General features: G+C 44.6%; 22 protein-coding genes and 4 tRNA genes. 23 read left to right on the forward strand and 3 right to left on the reverse strand.

Annotated elements, in window-relative coordinates:
- Positions 1-10: 10 nt before the first annotated feature.
- From rsmG to OKX00_RS00475, 4 genes are all read left to right on the forward strand, one after another.
- Complete coding sequence (rsmG, locus tag OKX00_RS00460) at positions 11-727, forward strand: 16S rRNA (guanine(527)-N(7))-methyltransferase RsmG (RefSeq protein ID WP_265408999.1); 717 nt, start codon at positions 11-13, stop codon at positions 725-727.
- A 136-nt stretch (positions 728-863) separates the two neighbouring features.
- Positions 864-1,718: a nucleoid occlusion protein gene (gene noc / locus OKX00_RS00465; protein WP_062238064.1), complete on the forward strand. Its 855-nt coding sequence runs from the start codon at positions 864-866 to the stop codon at positions 1,716-1,718.
- A 163-nt stretch (positions 1,719-1,881) separates the two neighbouring features.
- Entirely contained in the window at positions 1,882-2,655 is a 774-nt protein-coding gene (locus tag OKX00_RS00470; protein WP_053356319.1) for a ParA family protein, read from the forward strand.
- Entirely contained in the window at positions 2,636-3,481 is an 846-nt protein-coding gene (locus OKX00_RS00475) for a ParB/RepB/Spo0J family partition protein (RefSeq protein WP_265409000.1), read from the forward strand. Before OKX00_RS00470 ends, OKX00_RS00475 begins: the two co-directional genes overlap by 20 nt.
- Positions 3,482-3,567: 86 nt before the next feature.
- Here the strand turns inward: OKX00_RS00475 and OKX00_RS00480 are convergent, their stop codons facing one another.
- Complete coding sequence (locus OKX00_RS00480) at positions 3,568-3,822, reverse strand: hypothetical protein (RefSeq protein ID WP_265409001.1); 255 nt, start codon at positions 3,820-3,822, stop codon at positions 3,568-3,570.
- 88 nt (positions 3,823-3,910) lie between these two features.
- On the opposite strand from OKX00_RS00480, the gene OKX00_RS00485 reads away from it, so the two are divergent.
- The gene (locus OKX00_RS00485) at positions 3,911-4,645 is read left to right on the forward strand and encodes a DUF554 domain-containing protein (protein WP_053356321.1); all 735 of its coding nucleotides are present in this window, start codon (positions 3,911-3,913) and stop codon (positions 4,643-4,645) included.
- 31 nt (positions 4,646-4,676) lie between these two features.
- Here OKX00_RS00485 and yyaC read toward each other — a convergent pair whose 3' ends face one another.
- The gene (gene yyaC, locus OKX00_RS00490) at positions 4,677-5,300 is read right to left on the reverse strand and encodes a spore protease YyaC (RefSeq protein WP_265409002.1); all 624 of its coding nucleotides are present in this window, start codon (positions 5,298-5,300) and stop codon (positions 4,677-4,679) included.
- Between the two features lie 403 nt (positions 5,301-5,703).
- Between yyaC and OKX00_RS00495 the strand changes: the two genes are divergently transcribed.
- The 7 genes from OKX00_RS00495 to OKX00_RS00525 all read left to right on the forward strand — a co-directional run bounded on the left by OKX00_RS00495 (position 5,704) and on the right by OKX00_RS00525 (position 9,726).
- On the forward strand, positions 5,704-6,501 hold the full coding sequence (locus tag OKX00_RS00495; protein ID WP_265410435.1) for a mechanosensitive ion channel family protein: 798 nt from the start codon (positions 5,704-5,706) through the stop codon (positions 6,499-6,501).
- Between the two features lie 75 nt (positions 6,502-6,576).
- Positions 6,577-6,774, forward strand: a complete 198-nt coding sequence (locus OKX00_RS00500; RefSeq protein ID WP_053356323.1) for a DUF951 domain-containing protein — start codon at positions 6,577-6,579, stop codon at positions 6,772-6,774.
- Positions 6,775-7,020: 246 nt separating this feature from the next.
- Positions 7,021-8,118 carry a redox-regulated ATPase YchF gene (gene ychF, locus OKX00_RS00505; protein WP_062238068.1) on the forward strand — a complete coding sequence of 366 codons (1,098 nt, stop codon included), beginning with the start codon at positions 7,021-7,023 and terminating at the stop codon, positions 8,116-8,118.
- 183 nt (positions 8,119-8,301) lie between these two features.
- A complete protein-coding gene (rpsF, locus tag OKX00_RS00510; RefSeq protein WP_053356325.1) occupies positions 8,302-8,589 on the forward strand; it encodes a 30S ribosomal protein S6 in 288 nt (95 codons plus the stop codon).
- Between the two features lie 25 nt (positions 8,590-8,614).
- On the forward strand, positions 8,615-9,124 hold the full coding sequence (gene ssb, locus OKX00_RS00515; protein ID WP_053356326.1) for a single-stranded DNA-binding protein: 510 nt from the start codon (positions 8,615-8,617) through the stop codon (positions 9,122-9,124).
- 57 nt (positions 9,125-9,181) lie between these two features.
- Entirely contained in the window at positions 9,182-9,415 is a 234-nt protein-coding gene (gene rpsR, locus OKX00_RS00520; RefSeq protein ID WP_053356327.1) for a 30S ribosomal protein S18, read from the forward strand.
- A gap of 89 nt (positions 9,416-9,504) precedes the next feature.
- Positions 9,505-9,726, forward strand: a complete 222-nt coding sequence (locus tag OKX00_RS00525) for a hypothetical protein (RefSeq protein ID WP_265409003.1) — start codon at positions 9,505-9,507, stop codon at positions 9,724-9,726.
- A 54-nt stretch (positions 9,727-9,780) separates the two neighbouring features.
- Here OKX00_RS00525 and OKX00_RS00530 read toward each other — a convergent pair whose 3' ends face one another.
- Positions 9,781-10,224, reverse strand: a complete 444-nt coding sequence (locus OKX00_RS00530; RefSeq protein WP_053356329.1) for a YtoQ family protein — start codon at positions 10,222-10,224, stop codon at positions 9,781-9,783.
- A gap of 208 nt (positions 10,225-10,432) precedes the next feature.
- Between OKX00_RS00530 and OKX00_RS00535 the strand changes: the two genes are divergently transcribed.
- The 11 genes from OKX00_RS00535 (at position 10,433) to yycF (ending at position 19,455) form a co-directional block, all read left to right on the forward strand.
- Positions 10,433-11,371 carry a YybS family protein gene (locus OKX00_RS00535; protein ID WP_053356330.1) on the forward strand — a complete coding sequence of 313 codons (939 nt, stop codon included), beginning with the start codon at positions 10,433-10,435 and terminating at the stop codon, positions 11,369-11,371.
- Between the two features lie 17 nt (positions 11,372-11,388).
- The gene (locus OKX00_RS00540; protein ID WP_265409004.1) at positions 11,389-13,362 is read left to right on the forward strand and encodes a DHH family phosphoesterase; all 1,974 of its coding nucleotides are present in this window, start codon (positions 11,389-11,391) and stop codon (positions 13,360-13,362) included.
- Positions 13,359-13,802 (forward strand): 50S ribosomal protein L9, encoded by a 444-nt coding sequence (rplI, locus tag OKX00_RS00545; RefSeq protein WP_265409005.1) that lies wholly within the window; start codon positions 13,359-13,361, stop codon positions 13,800-13,802. The genes OKX00_RS00540 and rplI overlap by 4 nt, the downstream gene beginning before the upstream one ends.
- A gap of 96 nt (positions 13,803-13,898) precedes the next feature.
- Positions 13,899-15,263 carry a replicative DNA helicase gene (dnaB, locus tag OKX00_RS00550; protein ID WP_053356333.1) on the forward strand — a complete coding sequence of 455 codons (1,365 nt, stop codon included), beginning with the start codon at positions 13,899-13,901 and terminating at the stop codon, positions 15,261-15,263.
- A 312-nt stretch (positions 15,264-15,575) separates the two neighbouring features.
- A complete protein-coding gene (locus tag OKX00_RS00555; protein WP_265409006.1) occupies positions 15,576-16,862 on the forward strand; it encodes an adenylosuccinate synthase in 1,287 nt (428 codons plus the stop codon).
- Positions 16,863-17,236: 374 nt separating this feature from the next.
- Positions 17,237-17,312, forward strand: a tRNA-Lys gene (locus tag OKX00_RS00560).
- A 16-nt stretch (positions 17,313-17,328) separates the two neighbouring features.
- A tRNA-Glu gene (locus tag OKX00_RS00565) sits at positions 17,329-17,403 on the forward strand.
- Positions 17,404-17,449: 46 nt separating this feature from the next.
- Positions 17,450-17,525 (forward strand) — tRNA-Asp (locus OKX00_RS00570).
- Between the two features lie 161 nt (positions 17,526-17,686).
- Positions 17,687-17,762, forward strand: a tRNA-Phe gene (locus OKX00_RS00575).
- 160 nt (positions 17,763-17,922) lie between these two features.
- Positions 17,923-18,507 (forward strand): glycerol-3-phosphate acyltransferase, encoded by a 585-nt coding sequence (locus tag OKX00_RS00580; protein ID WP_265409007.1) that lies wholly within the window; start codon positions 17,923-17,925, stop codon positions 18,505-18,507.
- 243 nt (positions 18,508-18,750) lie between these two features.
- Positions 18,751-19,455, forward strand: a complete 705-nt coding sequence (yycF, locus tag OKX00_RS00585; protein WP_053356336.1) for a response regulator YycF — start codon at positions 18,751-18,753, stop codon at positions 19,453-19,455.
- Positions 19,456-19,457: the final 2 nt, after the last annotated feature.

Below are 19,457 nucleotides of genomic sequence, written 5' to 3' on the forward strand. Positions count from 1 at the left end.
GGAGGACAAAATGAATATTACAACCTTTCAAGAAAAGTTGGCAGAGAAGGGTATCAGCCTTTCTCCCCGCCAGCTCCAGCAGTTCGAAGACTATTTTCATATCCTGGTCGAGTGGAATGAGAAAATGAACTTAACGGCTATTACGGATAAAGAAGAAGTGTACTTAAAACACTTTTATGATTCTTTATCAGCAGCCTTCTATTTCGATTTTAATCAGGAGTTAACGGTGTGTGATGTAGGTGCAGGAGCAGGTTTTCCGGGAATTCCGCTGAAAATCTGTTTTCCGCAAATTAGGCTCTCGATCTGTGATTCGCTGCAGAAGAGAATCACTTTCTTAGAACACCTTTCAAAAAAACTGGAAATAACCGATATTTCGTTGTATCATGACCGTGCAGAAACGTTCGGACACCGCCCCGATATAAGAGAGGCTTATGATCTTGTCATGGCCCGCGCGGTTGCCAGGATGTCGGTATTGAGCGAGCTTTGTCTTCCCCTTGTTAAAAAGGGAGGCCATTTCCTTGCTATGAAAGGCTCACAGCTTCCGGACGAAATGAAGGACAGCAAAAAAGCAGTTCAAATGCTGGGCGGCAGCGTAAAAGATGTTTATTCCTTTAAGCTTCCGGTTGAGAACAGTGACAGATACATCGTTCTGGTGGATAAAGTAAAAACCACACCAAAGAAATACCCAAGAAAGCCTGGGACGCCAAATAAGAATCCTCTTTCCTGATTCATAAGCCGAATGTTTCACGTGAAACATCCGGTCTACATATCCCGCGAGGAACAAAGAAATTTCAAAATCCGGCAGGAAAACTGATGGACAGAGCGAAAATCTAAGATAGATAACAAAAGGTGGTGTCATTCATATGAAACATCCTTTTTCACGCTTATTCGGCATCGGTGAGAAAAATCAGACAGCTGAAGCTGAAGAGAAGAACGAAAATGAAGAAATACTGCAACTCCAGGTCAAAGATATCCATCCGAATCAATTCCAGCCTCGTACCGTTTTTATAGATGAAAGAATTGAAGAGTTATCCCAAACGATTGAGACTCATGGGATCATCCAGCCGATTGTTGTCAGGTCAGCGGGAGACCAAACTTATGAGATCATCGCCGGTGAACGGCGGTGGAGGGCAGTACAAAAACTGGGCTGGGATACGATTCCGGCTATTATAAAGGAATTTGATGACTCACAGACAGCCTCTGTTGCACTGATCGAGAACCTGCAGAGGGAAGAGCTGACAGCCATTGAGGAAGCCATGGCTTATGCAAAACTTCTTGAAATCCACGGCCTTACCCAAGAGAGTCTTGCTCAGAAACTTGGAAAAGGGCAATCTACGGTCGCCAACAAGCTCCGGCTGCTGAAACTTCCCCAGCCTATCCAGGATGCATTATTGTTGAAGCAGATCACAGAACGGCATGCAAGAGCTCTCATCATTTTAAAAACTCCAGACAAACAGGAAGCGGTCCTGCAGGAAATTTTAGAGAAGCATCTGAATGTAAAACAGACAGAAGAACGTGTGAAACGGATGATCGAAGGGGAAAATACCGAGAAAAAGCCTGTCGCAAAGAGAAAATCTTTCAGTAAAGATACTCGGCTTGCCATTAATACGGTCAGACAATCTGTCGACATGGTATTAAAGAGCGGATTGACGATTAACACGGAAGAAGAAGATCACGAAGAATTCTATCAGTTCACTATTCGAATTCCGAAAAAATAATGCAAAAAGCCCTTCTTATTTTGATTGAGAAGGGCTTTTTATTATGTTCCCTTATAAAAAACTTTTTCCGTTTTTTTTTTGATAGATTTCCATAAGAAAATGCAGATATTCATGATATGATAAAGGAAATGAACTCTCGTAAAGAATTGAGGTAGGTGTCATCGTGGCTAAAACCATTGCAATTGCCAATCAAAAGGGTGGTGTTGGAAAAACAACTACATCCGTAAACCTCGGAGCATGCCTGGCTTATTTCGGCAAAAAGGTTTTACTTGTTGATATAGACCCACAGGGGAATGCTACTAGCGGTGTGGGAGTTGACAAAGGCGATATTGATCAATGTATCTATAACGTCCTTGTTGACGATGCAGAAGTGAAGGACATCATTTTAGAAACGATTTGTGAAGGATTACATATATTGCCCTCTACGATACAGTTGGCAGGTGCAGAAATTGAGCTGGTGCCGACGATTTCCAGGGAAGTTAGACTGAAAAGAGCTCTTTCTTCGGTCAGCAGCCAATATGATTTCATTATCATCGACTGTCCTCCCTCTTTGGGATTGCTGACGATCAATTCACTTACCGCAGCGGATGCAGTGCTCATTCCGGTGCAATGTGAATATTACGCGCTGGAAGGTCTGAGCCAGCTGTTAAACACTGTCAGGCTAGTGCAAAAGCATTTGAATACGGACCTGATGATTGCCGGAGTTCTTTTGACAATGCTTGATGCCAGAACCAATTTAGGAATTCAGGTAATTGAAGAAGTGAAAAAGTACTTTCAGGATAAAGTCTATACGACCATTATTCCAAGAAACGTTCGACTTTCTGAAGCGCCAAGCCATGGAAAACCGATTATCATTTACGATCCTAAATCCAGAGGTGCAGAGGTTTATTTAGAATTAGCAAAGGAAGTGATTGGCAGTGGCGAAAGGGTTAGGTAAAGGAATCAATGCATTCTTTCCGGGTACAGAACTTGAAAAAGAGGATGCTGTTACTGAAATTAACGTAAAGGAATTGCGCCCCAACCCCTATCAACCGAGGAAAGTATTCAGTGAGTCAGCCATTGCAGAATTAAGCGACTCAATTAAGGAGCACGGAGTTCTGCAGCCTATTATTGCAAGAAAAAGCATTAAGGGTTATGAGATTGTAGTAGGTGAACGGCGTTTCAGAGCTGCTAAAGAAGCTGGGCTGAAAACAATGCCTGTTATCGTCCGTGAATTTACAGAGCAGAAGATGATGGAGATCGCCCTCATCGAGAACCTGCAGCGTGAAGATCTAAATCCGATTGAAGAAGCTCAGGCTTATCAAAAGCTGATGGAGCACCTCAAACTCACTCAGGAAGAACTTGCAGGGCGGGTAGGCAAAAGCAGACCCCATATTGCTAATTTTGTCCGCTTATTGCAGCTTCCTGAGCCCGTTCAGGACATGCTGTCAAAAGGCGCATTGTCTATGGGGCATGGCAGAGCACTGCTTGGTTTGAAAAAGAAAGCAAAAATGCAGGCTGTTGTTGAGAAGTGCTTAAACGACAAAATGAACGTCCGCCAGCTTGAGAAGCTGATTCAGCAGGTCAATCAGAATGTTTCACGTGAAACAAAGAAAAAAAATCAGGAGAAAAACATCTTCTTGATTGAAAAAGAATCGAACCTCCGTGATCATTTTGGCACCTCTGTTTCTATCAAACGAACGAAGCGGAAGGGCAAGATAGAAATTGAGTTTTTCTCTGATGAAGATTTGGAGAGGATTTTGGATCTGATCGGAAAGCAGTAAAACCATCATACGGTGGTTTTACTTTTTTTTGATTTGGCTCTTTTCTAAAAGTTCTTTTCTAAAAGATTGTGGCTTTTGGAACATTTTCACAAATAGCTTTCATTGCTATGTTGATTGGAGTGGAAGGTGCGAGACTCTTCCAAAATGAATTTCACATTTTCTTCGTGCGATATAATGCTGCCGAAGCCTTCCTTGTCCTGCGGGGGAAGCGGGACAGGTGAGACCCACAGGCGCTTGCGCCGAGAAAGTAGGCGCTGGCGCCGGTAAGGCTCAGCGCACGCCCTGCGAAAGTAGGCGTTTACGCCGGTAAAAGCGAGAATCCTGTAACGGAAATCAACCACTCCTAAGGCAACAAAGGTTACGAAAACAGACTTAGATTTTAAGCTTGAAAACGCAGCTTGTACATTAGATGAAAAGGCGGGAAAGACATTGGCATTATTAGGGACTTTGGTAAACGGCCTTGCAATAGTAATCGGAAGCTTGCTTGGCTTGTTCTGGCGGAATATACCCGAAAAAACAAAAGTGACGATCATGCAGGCGATGGGGCTTGCAGTCATTATTCTCGGAATCGGCATGGGGCTGAAAAGCAAACAGTTTTTAATCGTGATTGCCAGTCTTGCCATCGGAGGCGTTCTTGGCGAACGGCTGGATCTTGAAGGAAAGCTTGGCCAACTGGGCGACTGGCTTGAAAAGAAGCTGGGCGGGAAAGAAAAAGGGGGTATAGCAAATGCGTTTGTAACAGCAACCCTCGTCTTTGTCATAGGCGCAATGTCCATTGTAGGTGCTCTGGACAGCGGACTAAGACATGACCATGCCGTACTCTATACGAAAGCCCTGATCGATGGATTTTGTGCTATCTTTTTTACGTCGGCTTTAGGAGTCGGTGTGATATTTTCAGCCGTTCCTGTAATACTGTATCAAGGAATTATTGCCTTGTTTGCTACCCAGATCGACCGAATCGTCCCTGCTGATCTAATGAAGCAGATGATTGTGGAAATTACGGGTACAGGAGGGATCATGATTCTTGCCATTGGCTTGAATATCCTGGGATTAACCAAAATAAGGGTAGCCAACCTCCTCCCTGCCCTTCTCTTTACGATCACCATCGTTAGTATCGTTTACTATTGGGACAAGCTTTCTGGTTTTGCCGGGAATTTAATTTAAAAAAGCTGTTCAGGATATCCTGAACAGTTTTTTATTGAATGTTATAAAGATCGTCTTTGATTGGAAGGGTTGAAATATTCTTCTTTACCCGATGGCTCATTGAGGCGAAATAAAGGGAATCTGCAATAAGTTCGGCCATTTTCATGACGACGCTCAACCGGGTATTCTGAAGTACGAAATATTCCATGAATCCGCTGACATTTACAATTCCTGTCATATGCATATCTCCTACCGGAGGAAGTTCTTTATTCACGCCTGCTCCCGGTTTAACCGGTCCATCTCCAATTGAGATCATCCCGACATGATTCAGCTTTCCAAGGCAGGCATCAATACCGATGATATAAGCGTTTGGATGATTTTTTTCAATCATTTTAAGTTTGTCTGAGAGGTTTACAGCGTGAACAGGTTCATCCAGTGTTCCGTACACATGGAAGGGAAATGCTTTTATCGCATGAAGTTTAGTGCCTACAAGAGGACCTAATGCATCGCCAGTGGATCGATCTGTCCCGATGCAAACCACCACTACGGGAGTTGTTGGCGTGTTAGGAAGAAGGTTCCCAATTTTTTCAGTAATGACCATGCATGCATCTTTTTCCTCGTGGTGCAATTTATATTGAAAAAGCTTGTCGGGAACGAGCTTCCTTTTAAGGAACATAGAATCCACTCCTTTAAAATGTTACTACCAGTATACGGACTAAATGGCAATACTATACATTGTGAAGCGGGTTACGAGATGCATTTTTATTAAAGCAGGAAAGGGGTGAAGCTGTTTTTCTTTTGAAAAAATATATCTGTGGCAAGCACTGACATTTGCCTGGCAGCTAAACTGCTTAATTTAGGGTTAAGGGTTTTATACCCCCTTCGGCCTCTTTTTAACCAGTGCAGATGGAGAGAAGAATTAGTTTTATTCGTTGAAAGTTCAACCGAAATTGGGTACATTAATGCATAGTTAAGAACATTATGGAGGTTGGAATCGAGTGGAACTACTCAGTGTGATCCATCAGGCAGAGGATATTTATAAGCAGGTAGGGAATGGAGATTTATGGATTAACCTTGGCATGAAAGTGCTTAAGATTGCCGCTATAATCTTTGGCTCTGCATTTGTCGTGAAAATTGTACGTGCAGCCATATCCAATGTTTTTAAAATTCGAATGAAGAGCCCGCTTAGAATGTCGGAGCGGCGGGAGAACACACTTATTGGACTTTTAGACAATGTAGCAGCTTATCTTATTTATTTCATCGCTTTGCTAATGATTTTGAGCGAATTCAATATAGATGTGAAGGCATTGCTCGCAGGTGCCGGTGTGGTTGGACTAGCCATCGGTTTTGGCGCACAGAACCTGGTGAAAGACGTAATTACCGGATTCTTTATCATTTTTGAACAACAATTTGCGGTAGGGGATTTTGTGAGAATCAATAACTTTGAAGGAACCGTAGAGGAGATCGGCCTTCGAACGACCAAATTGAAACAATGGACAGGAGAGCTGCATATCCTTCCGAACTCATCCATAATGGAAGTGACAAATTTTTCCATTCATAACAGTGTCGCAGTCGTTGATGTCAGTATCGCTTATGAAGAAGACATCGACAAAGCCCAGGCAATCATTGAAGATGTGGTAAGAGAGAAAACACCTGAATACCCTGAAATGGTCGCTGAACCAGAAGTTCTTGGCATCCAGGCTGTCGGCACGACCGAAATTGTCATCAGGGTAACAGCCGAAGTGCTTCCCATGACACATTTTAAAGTGGCAAGAGAGCTCAAAAAAGCGATTAAGATCAAACTGGATGAAGAAGGCATCGAATTGCCTTATCAGAAGCTGGTTTCCTATCACAAAACTACGGTATCCGAGACTTAATATATAAAGCCGTTGTTTCAAGACGATTTTCTCTATAAAATAGAAAAAAAGCGAATGTCTGGGGGAGTGAACGACTTGGAAGGTAAAGAATTTTTTTTAAACGACGAAGTAGAAATGAAAAAACCTCACCCATGCGGTACGAACCGCTGGAAGATCATCCGTATGGGGGCTGATATCCGAATCAAGTGCATGGGATGTCAGCACAGTGTTTTGATCCCCAGAAAAGATTTTGTTAAAAAACTGAAAAAAGTGCTCGTTTCACATCAGGAGTAAGAGACAGACACAGCGTTCCACGTGAAACATCAGTAACAGAACCGGCAATTCCGGTTCTGTTTTTTTTTGTGATTACCAGCTCCAGTTCTTGCTGGAAATTATCAGTGGGCTTGCCGCTCTTCTTACTTTGGCGGGTTCAACTTGTTTTTTATCTGCTGACACCCTATAATTATGAAAGATGTGCAAACAAGTATGGAACGACAAAATATATAATCAAATTGATGAGATCAATGAGGAGTGGAATATATGGCTTTAACAACTGGGATTGTCGGTCTTCCCAATGTAGGGAAATCGACGCTTTTTAATGCCATCACGCAAGCCGGGGCTGAATCAGCCAACTATCCGTTTTGTACGATTGACCCGAATGTAGGAATTGTTGAGGTGCCGGATGACCGTCTGCACAAGCTGACCGAGATGGTCCAGCCTAAAAAAGTAGTGCCGACAGCCTTTGAATTTACAGATATCGCCGGAATCGTAAAAGGCGCGAGCAAAGGTGAGGGACTTGGAAACAAGTTCTTGTCACATATCCGCCAGGTGGACGCTATTCTTCAAGTTGTCCGCTGTTTTGAAGACGAAAACATCACTCACGTTTCCGGAAAAGTCGATCCGATCGATGATATTGAAGTCATCAATCTGGAATTGATTTTTGCAGACATGGAGACGGTGGATAAGCGGATTGTCCGTGTTGAGAAACTGGCCAAGTCAAAGGACAAAGAAGCCGTTGCTGAATTCAGTGTTCTTGTAAAAATTAAGGATGCGCTTTTAAATGAATTGCCTGCAAGAAGCGTCGAACTTACGCCGGAAGAAAAGAAAATCGTTTATGGACTGCATCTGCTGACCATGAAACCGATTCTTTATGCTGCGAATGTAAGTGAAGAAGACTTGCTGGAAGGCGGAAACGAGCATGTTGAGAAGGTAAGAGAATATGCTACCCGTGAACATGCTGAGGTTATCGTTATCTGTGCAAAGATCGAAGAAGAGATCGCAGAGCTTGACGGCGACGAGAAAAAAGCATTTTTGGAAGAGCTGGGCATCAAGGAAGCGGGTCTTGATCAATTGATTCGTGCTTCATACTCATTGCTTGGCCTGGCTACGTATTTTACAGCCGGAGTTCAAGAGGTCCGTGCATGGACATTCCGAAAAGGCATGAAAGCTCCGCAATGTGCCGGGATCATCCATACAGACTTTGAACGCGGGTTCATCCGTGCTGAAGTTGTAGCATATGATGATCTGACGGCTGCTGGAAACATGGCAGCAGCGAAGGAAAAAGGAAAAGTAAGGCTGGAAGGTAAAGAATACGAAATGAAAGACGGAGATGTCGTTCACTTCCGCTTTAATGTTTAATAGATAATGATGGAATCCGGGAAAAAGCTGAATGCTTTTTCCTTTTTTTATTCATGTCTTGTGTTTCGCTAGAGTTTTTGCTATAATTCTTTATTGTGAGTAATTATCGATTTTTATTGAAATGTTGATAGTTTACTCCTTGCCCTATTGTTGGGCCGTTTAGACCAAAAGGAGGTGACCGGAATGAAAAAGTACGAAATCATGTACATCGTCCGTCCAAATCTTGAAGAGGATGCTCTTACATCTGTTAAAGAAAGAGCGAAGACTATCCTTACTGATAATGGTGCGGAAATCGCTAACGAGAAAGAAATGGGTAAAAAGCGTCTAGCCTATGAAATCAACGACCATCGTGATGGCTATTACACGCTTTTAAGCGTAAATGCTCCTGTTGAAGCGATCAATGAATTCGACCGTCTTATGAAGATCAACGAAGATGTTCTTCGTTTCATGACAATTGCAGACGAGAGATAATTTTTAACTTTGAGGAGAGGTTCTTATGCTAAATCGTGTAATCCTTGTTGGACGTTTAACGAAGGACCCGGAATTACGCTATACTCCAAACGGTGTGGCTGTTGCTAACTTTACACTGGCAGTAAATCGAGCATTTACGAATCAGCAAGGTGAACGCGAAGCAGATTTCATCAACTGTGTAATCTGGCGCAAGCCGGCTGAGAATGTGGCTAACTTCCTTAAGAAGGGGTCACTTGCCGGAGTAGACGGACGCGTTCAGACACGCTCTTATGATAACAACCAAGGTCAGCGTGTTTACGTGACCGAAGTCATGGCAGAAAGTGTTCAATTCTTGGAGCCGAAGAATGCGAACGCCGGCGGAGGACAGCAGCAATACCAAAGCCAGGGCGGGAACAACTTTGGCGGGCCATCAGGTGACCGCGGTTATGGCCAGCAGCAACAGCAGCAGAGCCAAAAGCGCAATAACTTTAATGATGATCCATTTGCCAATGACGGCACTCCAATCGACATCTCTGATGACGATTTGCCATTCTAAGACAACACATATGTGATCGACTAAATATAAAATTCAACAAGAAGGAGGGAAATACTCATGGCTGGACGTCGCGGTGGACGCCAAAAGCGTCGTAAGGTTTGTTTCTTCACTGTAAACAAAATCACTTACATCGACTACAAAGATGTAGATCTTCTTAAGCGTTTCGTATCAGAACGCGGAAAGATTCTTCCTCGTCGTGTGACAGGAACATCTGCTAAATATCAACGTCAATTGACTCGTGCTATCAAACGTGCACGTTTCATGGCGCTATTACCATACGTAACTGAATAGTATTCAGTCTTGAAGCACGGTAAAGATTACTCTTTACTGTGTTTTTTTGTTTCGCAAGGCTATTTTCGTAACCTTTGGTGCTCTTGGGAGTGGTTGATTTCCGTTTCAGGCTGCTCGCTTTTACCGGCGTAAACGCCTACTTTCGCGGGGCGTGCGCTGAACCCCTCCGGCGCTTGCGCCTGCGGGATTCACCTGTCACGCTCGTCCCGCCGGAGTCTCGCCCCTTGCACTCCAATCAACTGATCAATGAAGGTTCTTTACAAAAAGGTTCCCTAAGCAACAATCTTATAGAAAAGAGCCTTTCACAATAACATGAAAAAAAGCGGCAAAAATCCAAGGATTTGGCCGCTTTTTCATTTTCATTTTTAGCTTTCAAAGATGTAGGAAAGTGCCTGCATCGCCTGCTGAGGGGTTTCCACCACAAGGCTGGCTTTGCTGGACAGTTCTTTTAAAGGATGGTGAAGGGCTTCAGGCCTGATCAAAATGAGCGGCTTATGCAGCGAGGCTGCTCTGGCGGCATCCATGGCAGTGTTCCATTGTTTGTATTTTTCTCCGAAGAGAGCGACCACTACATCCGCCTTGTTGATCAAGATATCGGTACGCAGGTTATTGATGCTTGATGCAGCTTCGTCTTTAAAGATGGCGTTCGGCTGTTTGCCGAGGATCTCTTCTCCGATGTTGTCGGACCGTTCATGGTCTTCCATCGGGCCAACAAAGGTTAATGGAAGGTTCATTTCTTTTGCCTGAGATTTGATCTGTTCCCGCCAATCATCGTGAATCTGACCTGCCAAGTATACTGTTAGTTCCATGCTATCTCCTCCTCTAAATCTAGAATACCGCATTCAGCCCGCCTGTAAACGGTTTGTCTGGTTCCATTATAACGGCCATCATGATAAGGTAGATACTGTTGTGTATGTTTTATTTGGCACGATGGGGTTAAGCTAATTAATATAATTGGATTTAAAGCAAATAATTTACTACAATAAAGACCGTAGGCAATAAAGCCAGAGGTGAACCATGCGTAAAACATCAACAATCGTAGACGGAGCGGTTATGGCCGGCGTCTACATTATTTTAATGATTATCAGTCTAAACCTGCCGCTGATCGGTGCATTTACTTTCTTTTTGCTGCCTTTGCCCATTATCCTGTTTGTTTTCAAACACGGCTGGAAACCAGGGCTGCTCGTCTGGGCAGTTACTCTTGTGTTATCCGGAGTGATAGGGGGAGCCGGCGGCATCATCTACGCATTTCCTTCAGGCTTTGCCGGTATTGTGATGGGTGAACTGTACAAGCGAAAAAAATCGGCCTTTGGTGTACTGCTCGGCGGAAGCCTTGCCGGCATATTCAATCTGCTTTTGCTGCTTGTCTTTGCTAAGTATTTATTGCATTTTAATCTCGTAAAAGTAACCCAGGGGCGATTTAACGATATTATTGATCAAGCCGCACAGTTCTATAAAGATGGCGGCCCCGAAACGGCGCGGCTTGACCTTTTGCGTGAACAGGTGGCTATGATTCCGTATATGCTGCCGATCTCTATTATTATAGGAGCCGTGCTCTCTACATTATTGACGCAGTGGCTGGCTTCACTTGTATTAAAAAGAATGAGGATGGAATACAGGACGTTTCCGCCGTTCCGGGAGTGGTCGTTTCCAAAATCATTTTTGTGGTATTATATTTTAGCCCTTGTCTTGACCTTAACAAGGCCTGAACATGGGTCTGGACTCTACATTCTTACGATTAATCTATATATTATTTTGTCCCTCGTACTTGTTGTACAAGGGCTTACCGTTATCTTTAGTTATGCCAAGAAAAAGCAATGGCCCAAAGCCCTTCCCGTTTTTCTAGCTGTTCTAGTAATATTTACTTCCTCCTTTCTGCCAATTCTTATGGAAGTCGTTAAATTCTTAGGTATAATTGACTTAGGGTTCGAATTAAAGAAACGGATAAATACCTGATAGTAGGAGCTGAAAGTATGCCTAAGTTTTTATTAAAACGGTGGCATGGTTATCCCGTGATAGCCTTGTTCGTCATATCGGTCCTTTTTGTAAGCATCATTACGTACTATCAATGGATAATTGGAGCAGTTGGTTTTCTTTTATTAGGCTTGCTCTTCTATTTCGTAATGCGGGCCGAAAATTCTTTCCAGGAAGAGTTGGGCGATTATATCTCCACCCTTTCCCATCGCATCAAAAAGGTCGGAGAAGAAGCTCTGATGGAAATGCCGATCGGAATCATTCTGTATGACGAAGATTATAAAATTGAATGGGCGAATCCTTTTATGGGGGCATGGGTTGAAGAAGAGGCTTTTATCGGCCACTCGCTTAATCTTATTTCCGAAGATTTAGTGCCGTTTATAAAAAGTGATGCGCTTGAAGAAATCGTAATCTTAAAATCAAGGAAGTTTGTAGTCCATTTCAAAAAAGAGGAACGGCTCCTCTATTTCTTTGATGTTACAGAGCAAATTGAAGTTGAGCGGATGTATGAAGAAGAACAGACATGCATCGGGATCATCTACCTTGATAACTATGAAGAGGTAACACAAGGACTTGACGACCAGTTCCGTTCCAGCATTAACTCCAAGGTCACCTCCATTTTGAACAAGTGGGCCAATGACCATGGAATCTTCTTAAAACGCACGTCTTCAGAGCGCTTTTTGGCCGTTTTCAACCAGCGGATCTTAAGTGAGCTTGAAAAAAACCGCTTTTCCGTCCTGGATGAAGTAAGGGATTCGACCACAAAGGAAAACGTTCCTCTTACCTTGAGTGTTGGTGTTGCCTCAGGACCGTCTGCATTGCCCGAGCTGGGACAGCTGGCGCAATCGAGTCTTGATCTGGCACTGGGACGCGGAGGAGACCAGGTCGCGATTAAACAGCAGAATGGAAAAGTCCGTTTCTATGGCGGAAAGACCAATCCTGTGGAAAAAAGAACGAGAGTGCGTGCACGTGTGATATCCCACGCCTTGAGTGAGCTTGTTCTCGACAGCGACAAAGTAATCATCATGGGCCACAAAAGCCCTGACATGGATTCTATGGGATCGGCGATGGGAATATTGAAAGTGGCTCAGGTCAACGGTAAAGATGGTTATATCGTGCTCGATACATCTGATCTTGATACTGGTGTCCAGCGGTTGATGAATGAGATCAAAGGTACAGACTCACTTTGGAAACATTTCATCACACCGGAAGAAGCGCTTGAGATCTCAACAGCCGGCACGCTGCTGGTTGTCGTGGATACCCACAAACCATCGATGGTCATGGAAGAGCGTCTTCTTTCCAAGCTCGACCATGTCGTTGTGATTGATCATCACCGGCGCGGAGAGGAATTTATCGCAGATCCTGTTCTCGTCTATATGGAGCCTTATGCATCCTCTACAGCAGAGCTGGTGACCGAGCTTCTGGAATATCAGCCTAAACGGCTTAAAATGCGTATGCTTGAGGCCACTGCCCTGCTCGCGGGGATTATCGTGGATACGAAAAGCTTTACACTGCGCACTGGTTCACGGACGTTTGATGCGGCCTCCTACTTAAGGGCCCATGGAGCAGATACCATACTCGTCCAGAAGTTCCTAAAAGAAGATCTGGAAACCTATAACAAACGTTCAAAACTGATTGAAAATGCTGTAGCCTATAAAAATGGAATTGTCATATCCAAAGCAGAGCCAAGCGAAGAATGCGGCCAGGTGCTTATTGCACAGGCTGCGGATATCCTGCTTTCCATGAACGATGTGAGCGCATCCTTCGTTATTGCCAAAAGACCTGATCAAAAGATCAGCATAAGCGGCCGTTCTCTGGGGGATGTAAACGTGCAGATGATAATGGAAGGCTTGGGAGGCGGCGGACACTTAACCAATGCGGCCTGCCAGCTTGAGAACGAAACATTGGATGGCGCCGAGAAAAAACTTAAAGCTATTATCGACGAGTATTTTGAAGGGGGAGAAGAAGAATGAAAGTAGTTTTTCTTAAAGATGTTAAAGGTAAAGGAAAAAAAGGGGAAATAAAAAACGTTTCCGAGGGCTATGCACGAAACTATTTATTGCCCAACAACCTTGCAACTGAAGCGACAAAAGGAGCTCTCTCCGTCGTAGAAGGCCAAAAGAAAAGCGAAGAGAAAAAAGCGGCAGCCGCCCTGGAAGAAGCCAAGCAGTTAAAAGAAAAGCTTGGTGAAATGACGGTTGAACTCAAAACCAAGTCAGGAGAGGGCGGCCGTGTCTTCGGATCCGTCACAAGCAAACAAATTGCAGACAGCCTAAAGAAAATGAACATTACCATCGATAAACGAAAAATCGATCTGACAAATCCGATTCGATCTTTAGGATATACAGATGTACCCGTTAAGCTTCACCCTGAAGTAACTGGTACGATCAAAGTACATGTAGTTGAAGAATAAGCAGAATGACTGGGACCGGGTTCAACCGGTCTCATCTGCTGTAAACAGGATATTCCCTGCTGATTGCAGCAGGTTATCTTTTCAGGAGGAAGTATTATGAGTGATCTTTTTGTTGATCGCATTCCACCACAGAATATAGAGGCCGAACAGGCGGTCCTGGGAGCTGTTTTTCTGGAGCCCGAAGCATTGGTTACCGCTTCAGAGATTTTGATTCCAGAGGACTTTTACCGCGCCTCACATCAGCGTATCTATCAGGTGATGCTTGATCTGTCAGAGAAAGGGGAGCCCGTCGACCTTATTACGGTCACCTCCGATCTTGCTGACCGGAAGCTGCTCGACGAAATCGGCGGCGTCTCCTATTTAAGTGACCTGGCAAACAGTTCACCGACCGCGGCCAATATTGATTACTACAGTAAGATTGTCGAAGAAAAATCCCTGCTTCGCAGGCTTATTCGTGCAGCCTCGGAAATTGCAGCAAACGGCTACGCCCGTGAAGAAGAAGTAGAAGCTGTCCTGAATGAGGCGGAAAAGTCGATTTTGGAAGTGGCCAACCGTAAAAACGGAGGAGCCTTTATCTCCATCAAAGACGTGCTTGTCGCGGCCTATGACAATATTGAACAGCTTCATAACCGTAAAGGTGACATTACCGGAATCCCGACCGGATTTGCTGACTTGGACCGCATGACTGCAGGTTTTCAGCGAAATGACCTGATCATCGTCGCAGCCCGTCCTTCCGTAGGTAAAACGGCCTTCGCTCTGAATATCGCGCAGAATGTGGCCACCAAAACAGAAGAAAATGTGGCGATCTTCAGTCTGGAGATGGGTGCCGAGCAGCTCGTCATGCGTATGCTTTGTGCGGAAGGAAATATCGATGCACAGCGTCTCCGTACCGGTTCCCTTGTGCCGGAAGACTGGCAAAAATTAACGATGGCGATGGGAAGCCTCTCGGCAGCAGGCATCTTTATCGATGACACACCAGGTGTACGAATTGGAGATATCCGTTCCAAATGCCGCCGTCTCAAACAGGAAAAAGGCCTAGGCATGATCCTGATTGACTATTTGCAGCTCATCCAGGGTAACGGCAGAGCAGGCGAAAACAGGCAGCAGGAGGTTTCTGAAATCTCACGTTCCCTGAAGGCACTTGCCCGTGAACTTCAGGTACCGGTCATCGCGCTCTCCCAGCTTTCCCGTGGCGTAGAATCCCGCCAGGATAAACGCCCGATGATGTCTGATATCCGTGAATCAGGAAGTATCGAGCAGGATGCCGATATCGTAGCGTTCCTATACCGTGATGATTACTATGACAAAGAGTCAGAAAGCAAAAACATTATCGAAATCATCATCGCCAAGCAGCGTAACGGCCCAACCGGCACCGTCGAACTCGCCTTCGTCAAAGAATACAACAAATTCGTGAACCTCGACCGGAGGCATGACGAAAGCAGTATGCCATCCGGCGCATAAAATAGATCAAAAACAGGCATTCTCAAATATGAGGATGCCTGTTTTTTATGAGTGACAAGAAGTCGTACTGACGATGAGAGAGACCCACTAAAGCAAGTCATCAGCGCTGAGGAGCCGTAAAGGACAAAGCCCTTTACGCTCCTCCACCCAACCCACACAAACACGAACGGAAAAACTGTAAATATTTTATAATGTTCGTGTTTTGTTGACTTTCGCCCTGATAATTGGTAAACTAAGCATGGTTTTTTAATTTACTAGAAATAATGGTGTATTTATAACAGAGTTTTAAGTTTACTTGGAGGTGCTGGCGAAATGTCATCCGTAGTCGTTGTCGGAACACAATGGGGAGATGAAGGTAAAGGGAAAATTACCGATTATCTTTCTGAAAAAGCAGAAGTAGTAGCCCGTTATCAGGGTGGTAACAATGCTGGACATACTATCGTGTTCAATGGAAAGAAGTACAAGCTGCATTTAATACCATCCGGAATTTTTTATAGCGATAAAGTCTGTGTCATTGGAAACGGTATGGTTATCGATCCGAAGGCGCTTGTTGAAGAGCTTAAGTATTTGCACGATCTGGGAGTTCACACAGAAAACCTAAGAATTTCAAACCGTGCGCATGTCATCCTTCCTTACCATCTTCGCCTTGATATCTTAGAAGAGGAAAGCAAGGGCGCCAACAAAATCGGAACAACAAAAAAAGGGATCGGACCTGCATATATGGATAAGGCCGCGCGTATCGGTATCCGTATCGCAGACCTTTTGGATAAAGAAGTTTTCGAAGAGAAGCTTGAGCGCAACCTGGCTGAAAAGAACCGCCTTTTTGAAAAGATCTACGAATCTGAAGGATTTACGAAAGAAGAAATCCTAGATGAATATTACAGCTATGGGCAGCAGATCGCGAAGTATGTTTGCGATACTTCCGTTGTACTTAATGATGCGCTTGATGAAGGCCGCCGTGTCCTGTTCGAAGGTGCCCAAGGCGTCATGCTGGATATCGACCAAGGTACGTATCCGTTCGTTACATCGTCCAATCCGATTGCAGGGGGAGTAACAATCGGTTCTGGTGTAGGACCATCAAAAATCCATCACGTAGTCGGAGTTTGCAAAGCCTATACTTCTCGTGTCGGGGATGGCCCGTTCCCTACCGAGCTGAATGATGAAATCGGGAACCAAATTCGTGAAGTCGGCCGTGAGTACGGTACGACAACAGGGCGCCCGCGCCGTGTCGGCTGGTTTGATTCAGTGGTTGTCCGCCATGCACGCCGTGTGAGCGGTTTGACCGACCTTTCCCTGAACTCCATCGACGTGCTTACAGGAATTGAGACTTTGAAAATCTGTGTCGCTTACAAGCATAAAGGTGAAGTCATCAATGAATTCCCTGCAAGCCTTAAAATTCTAGGCGAATGTGAGCCTGTCTATGAAGAGCTTCCAGGCTGGACAGAAGACATCACTGGAGCTAAAACGTTGAGTGATCTTCCGGAAAACGCTCGTCACTATGTAGAACGCGTATCACAGCTGACTGGTATTCCGCTAGCGATCTTCTCTGTAGGACCTGACCGTAACCAAACGAACATGGTCCGCGGTGTGTTTGTTTAATACTATTTTTCGGTGAATATTGAGAGCCGGTCCTGTAAGCTTTTGCGGGGCCGGTTTTTTTTGAAGTTTGAGGAAGAGTAAGTAGGTCTTTAGGGGCGCTAGTTGACCATATTTACGGTTTGGACAGTAAAAAGGCGAGATTGGACAGTAAATACTGGACATTGGCATGTATTCATTGAAGATTGGACAGTATTTTTAGTATTTTGGCCAGTAAAGGAATGAGTGGGAGACTTTGAAACCTAAATTTGTGCCTCTAAAAATACTTCTCAGACAGAAAAAAACGTATTTCTACATTTTTTTTTAAAACTGCTTGCCAAAAAAGATAAAATGATGATATGATAACTCTTGTCGTGTTAAAACGACTTTTACAGTAAGAGCCATTAGCTCAGTTGGTAGAGCATCTGACTTTTAATCAGAGGGTCGAAGGTTCGAGTCCTTCATGGCTCACCATTTTTTCTTATAGAGTGGCCCGTTGGTCAAGCGGTTAAGACACCGCCCTTTCACGGCGGTAACACGGGTTCGAATCCCGTACGGGTCACCAAGTTATTTTCATGACAAAAAAACCCCAGTTATTAATTTTGTTTTTTGGACTCGTGGTGTAGTGGTTAACATGCCTGCCTGTCACGCAGGAGATCGCCGGTTCGACCCCGGTCGGGTCCGCCATTTTTTTCTTAATTTTCACAGAAATACCAAATCTTGGCTTGATAACTCAGTCACGAGCAACACACCGTGATTAAGCAGCGAGTTGTCTCGACGGATACCCATCGTCAGATTCACATGCAGAGGAAGAGACAGGGACCGACGGACAGAAATTACTAAATCTTGGCTCGATAGCTCAGTCGGTAGAGCAGAGGACTGAAAATCCTCGTGTCGGCGGTTCGATTCCGTCTCGAGCCACCATTTTACTTACAATTACTATACCTGATCGATCATGACAAAAGGCATGCAGCTACCATTCTGCATGCCTTTTTAATACACTCTTTGATTTTTACACCAATAGCGGGCGGTGCCCATAAAGTAAGAACAAAGGAAGAATAGCCGTTGGAAGGAAGACAGATATATGGGCACGATTCAGCTGGTTCTCTATTTGATCGCGTGTTATTTTATCGGAAACATTATGACAGGATATCTTGTTGCTAAATGGTTAAAGGGAGTCGATCTCAGAACTGAGGGAACAGGAAATATTGGGGCTCGAAATGCCGGCCGCGTAATCGGGCCTTGGGGATTTATTCTGACGCTTGCAGGAGACCTGCTCAAGGCAGCTCTGGCTGTTCAGCTGGCAAAATCCTATTTTGGCCTCCCTCCGACCCTGCAGCTGGCCGCTTTCTTCATGGTCATAGCGGGCCATCTATGGCCTGTTGCGCTCAAGTTTCATGGCGGCAAAGGAGTAGCATCCTTTATTGGCGGAGTTCTTGTTTTTGATTGGAAAATCGCGGCGGCGGCAGCTGTACTGTTCCTCCTCCTTTTTGCCATCAGGAGAAGTTTGACCGTAGCGGGGCTCATTGCGTTTCTGGCGGTGCCGATTCTGCATTATGCCTTTTATCAGACGCTGACGGTTGCCCTTCTGCTCCTGTTGATCTCTGTGCTTGTCGTGTATGTGCAAAAAGATGATTTAGCGCTCCGCTTTACGGGGAAAAATGAATGATCCTCTTTTAAAAAAAGGAGGATTATTTTTATGATTTAAAGAAGCTTACATAGAAGTAATGTCCAGATTCAGCGCCTGTCGGACCTAAACAGGCCGCTTCCGCTTTTCTTACAGAGCGAGAAGACTGACGTTATGGAGAATTTAGATATTGTGGTAAAATAAAGGATAGACAAACTATTTCATTCAACCAATTTATATAAAAGAGACTTGAAATTACGGTTTCCAAAAAGGAGCGACTACCGGATGGACAAAAAGATTCTTGTAGTAGATGATGAGAGGCCGATTGCGGATATTTTACAGTTCAATCTGGAGAAGGAAGGGTTCCAGGTAACGTGTGCATATGACGGTGTATCGGCAATTGAAAAAATAGAAAACGAGAAACCGGACATGATTCTTTTGGACATCATGCTTCCTATGAAAGATGGAATGGAAGTATGCCGTGAGGTCCGGAAAAAATACGATACCCCGATTATTATGCTTACAGCCAAAGACTCAGAGATTGATAAGGTCCTTGGCCTTGAGCTTGGTGCCGATGATTATGTCACGAAGCCTTTCAGTACACGGGAACTGATCGCACGCGTTAAAGCAAATCTGCGCCGCCATCAACAAGAAACAGAACGTGAAGTTGATGAGAACAACGAAATCGTGATTGGCTCTTTAACCATCCATCCAGATGCTTATCTCGTAACGAAACGCGGTGAGTCGATTGAACTGACCCATCGGGAGTTCGAACTGCTGTATTATCTGGCCAAGCATATCGGCCAGGTCATGACGCGCGAGCATTTGCTGCAGACCGTCTGGGGCTATGATTATTTTGGCGACGTCAGGACAGTAGATGTGACCGTCCGCCGTCTCCGTGAGAAAGTGGAAGACAACCCAAGCCATCCTCTCTGGATCATTACCAGGCGCGGAGTGGGCTACTATTTACGAAACCCTGATCAGGAGTAGAC

It is taken from the genome of Fictibacillus sp. KU28468, assembly GCF_026153615.1.
Classification (GTDB): domain Bacteria; phylum Bacillota; class Bacilli; order Bacillales; family Fictibacillaceae; genus Fictibacillus_C; species Fictibacillus_C marinisediminis.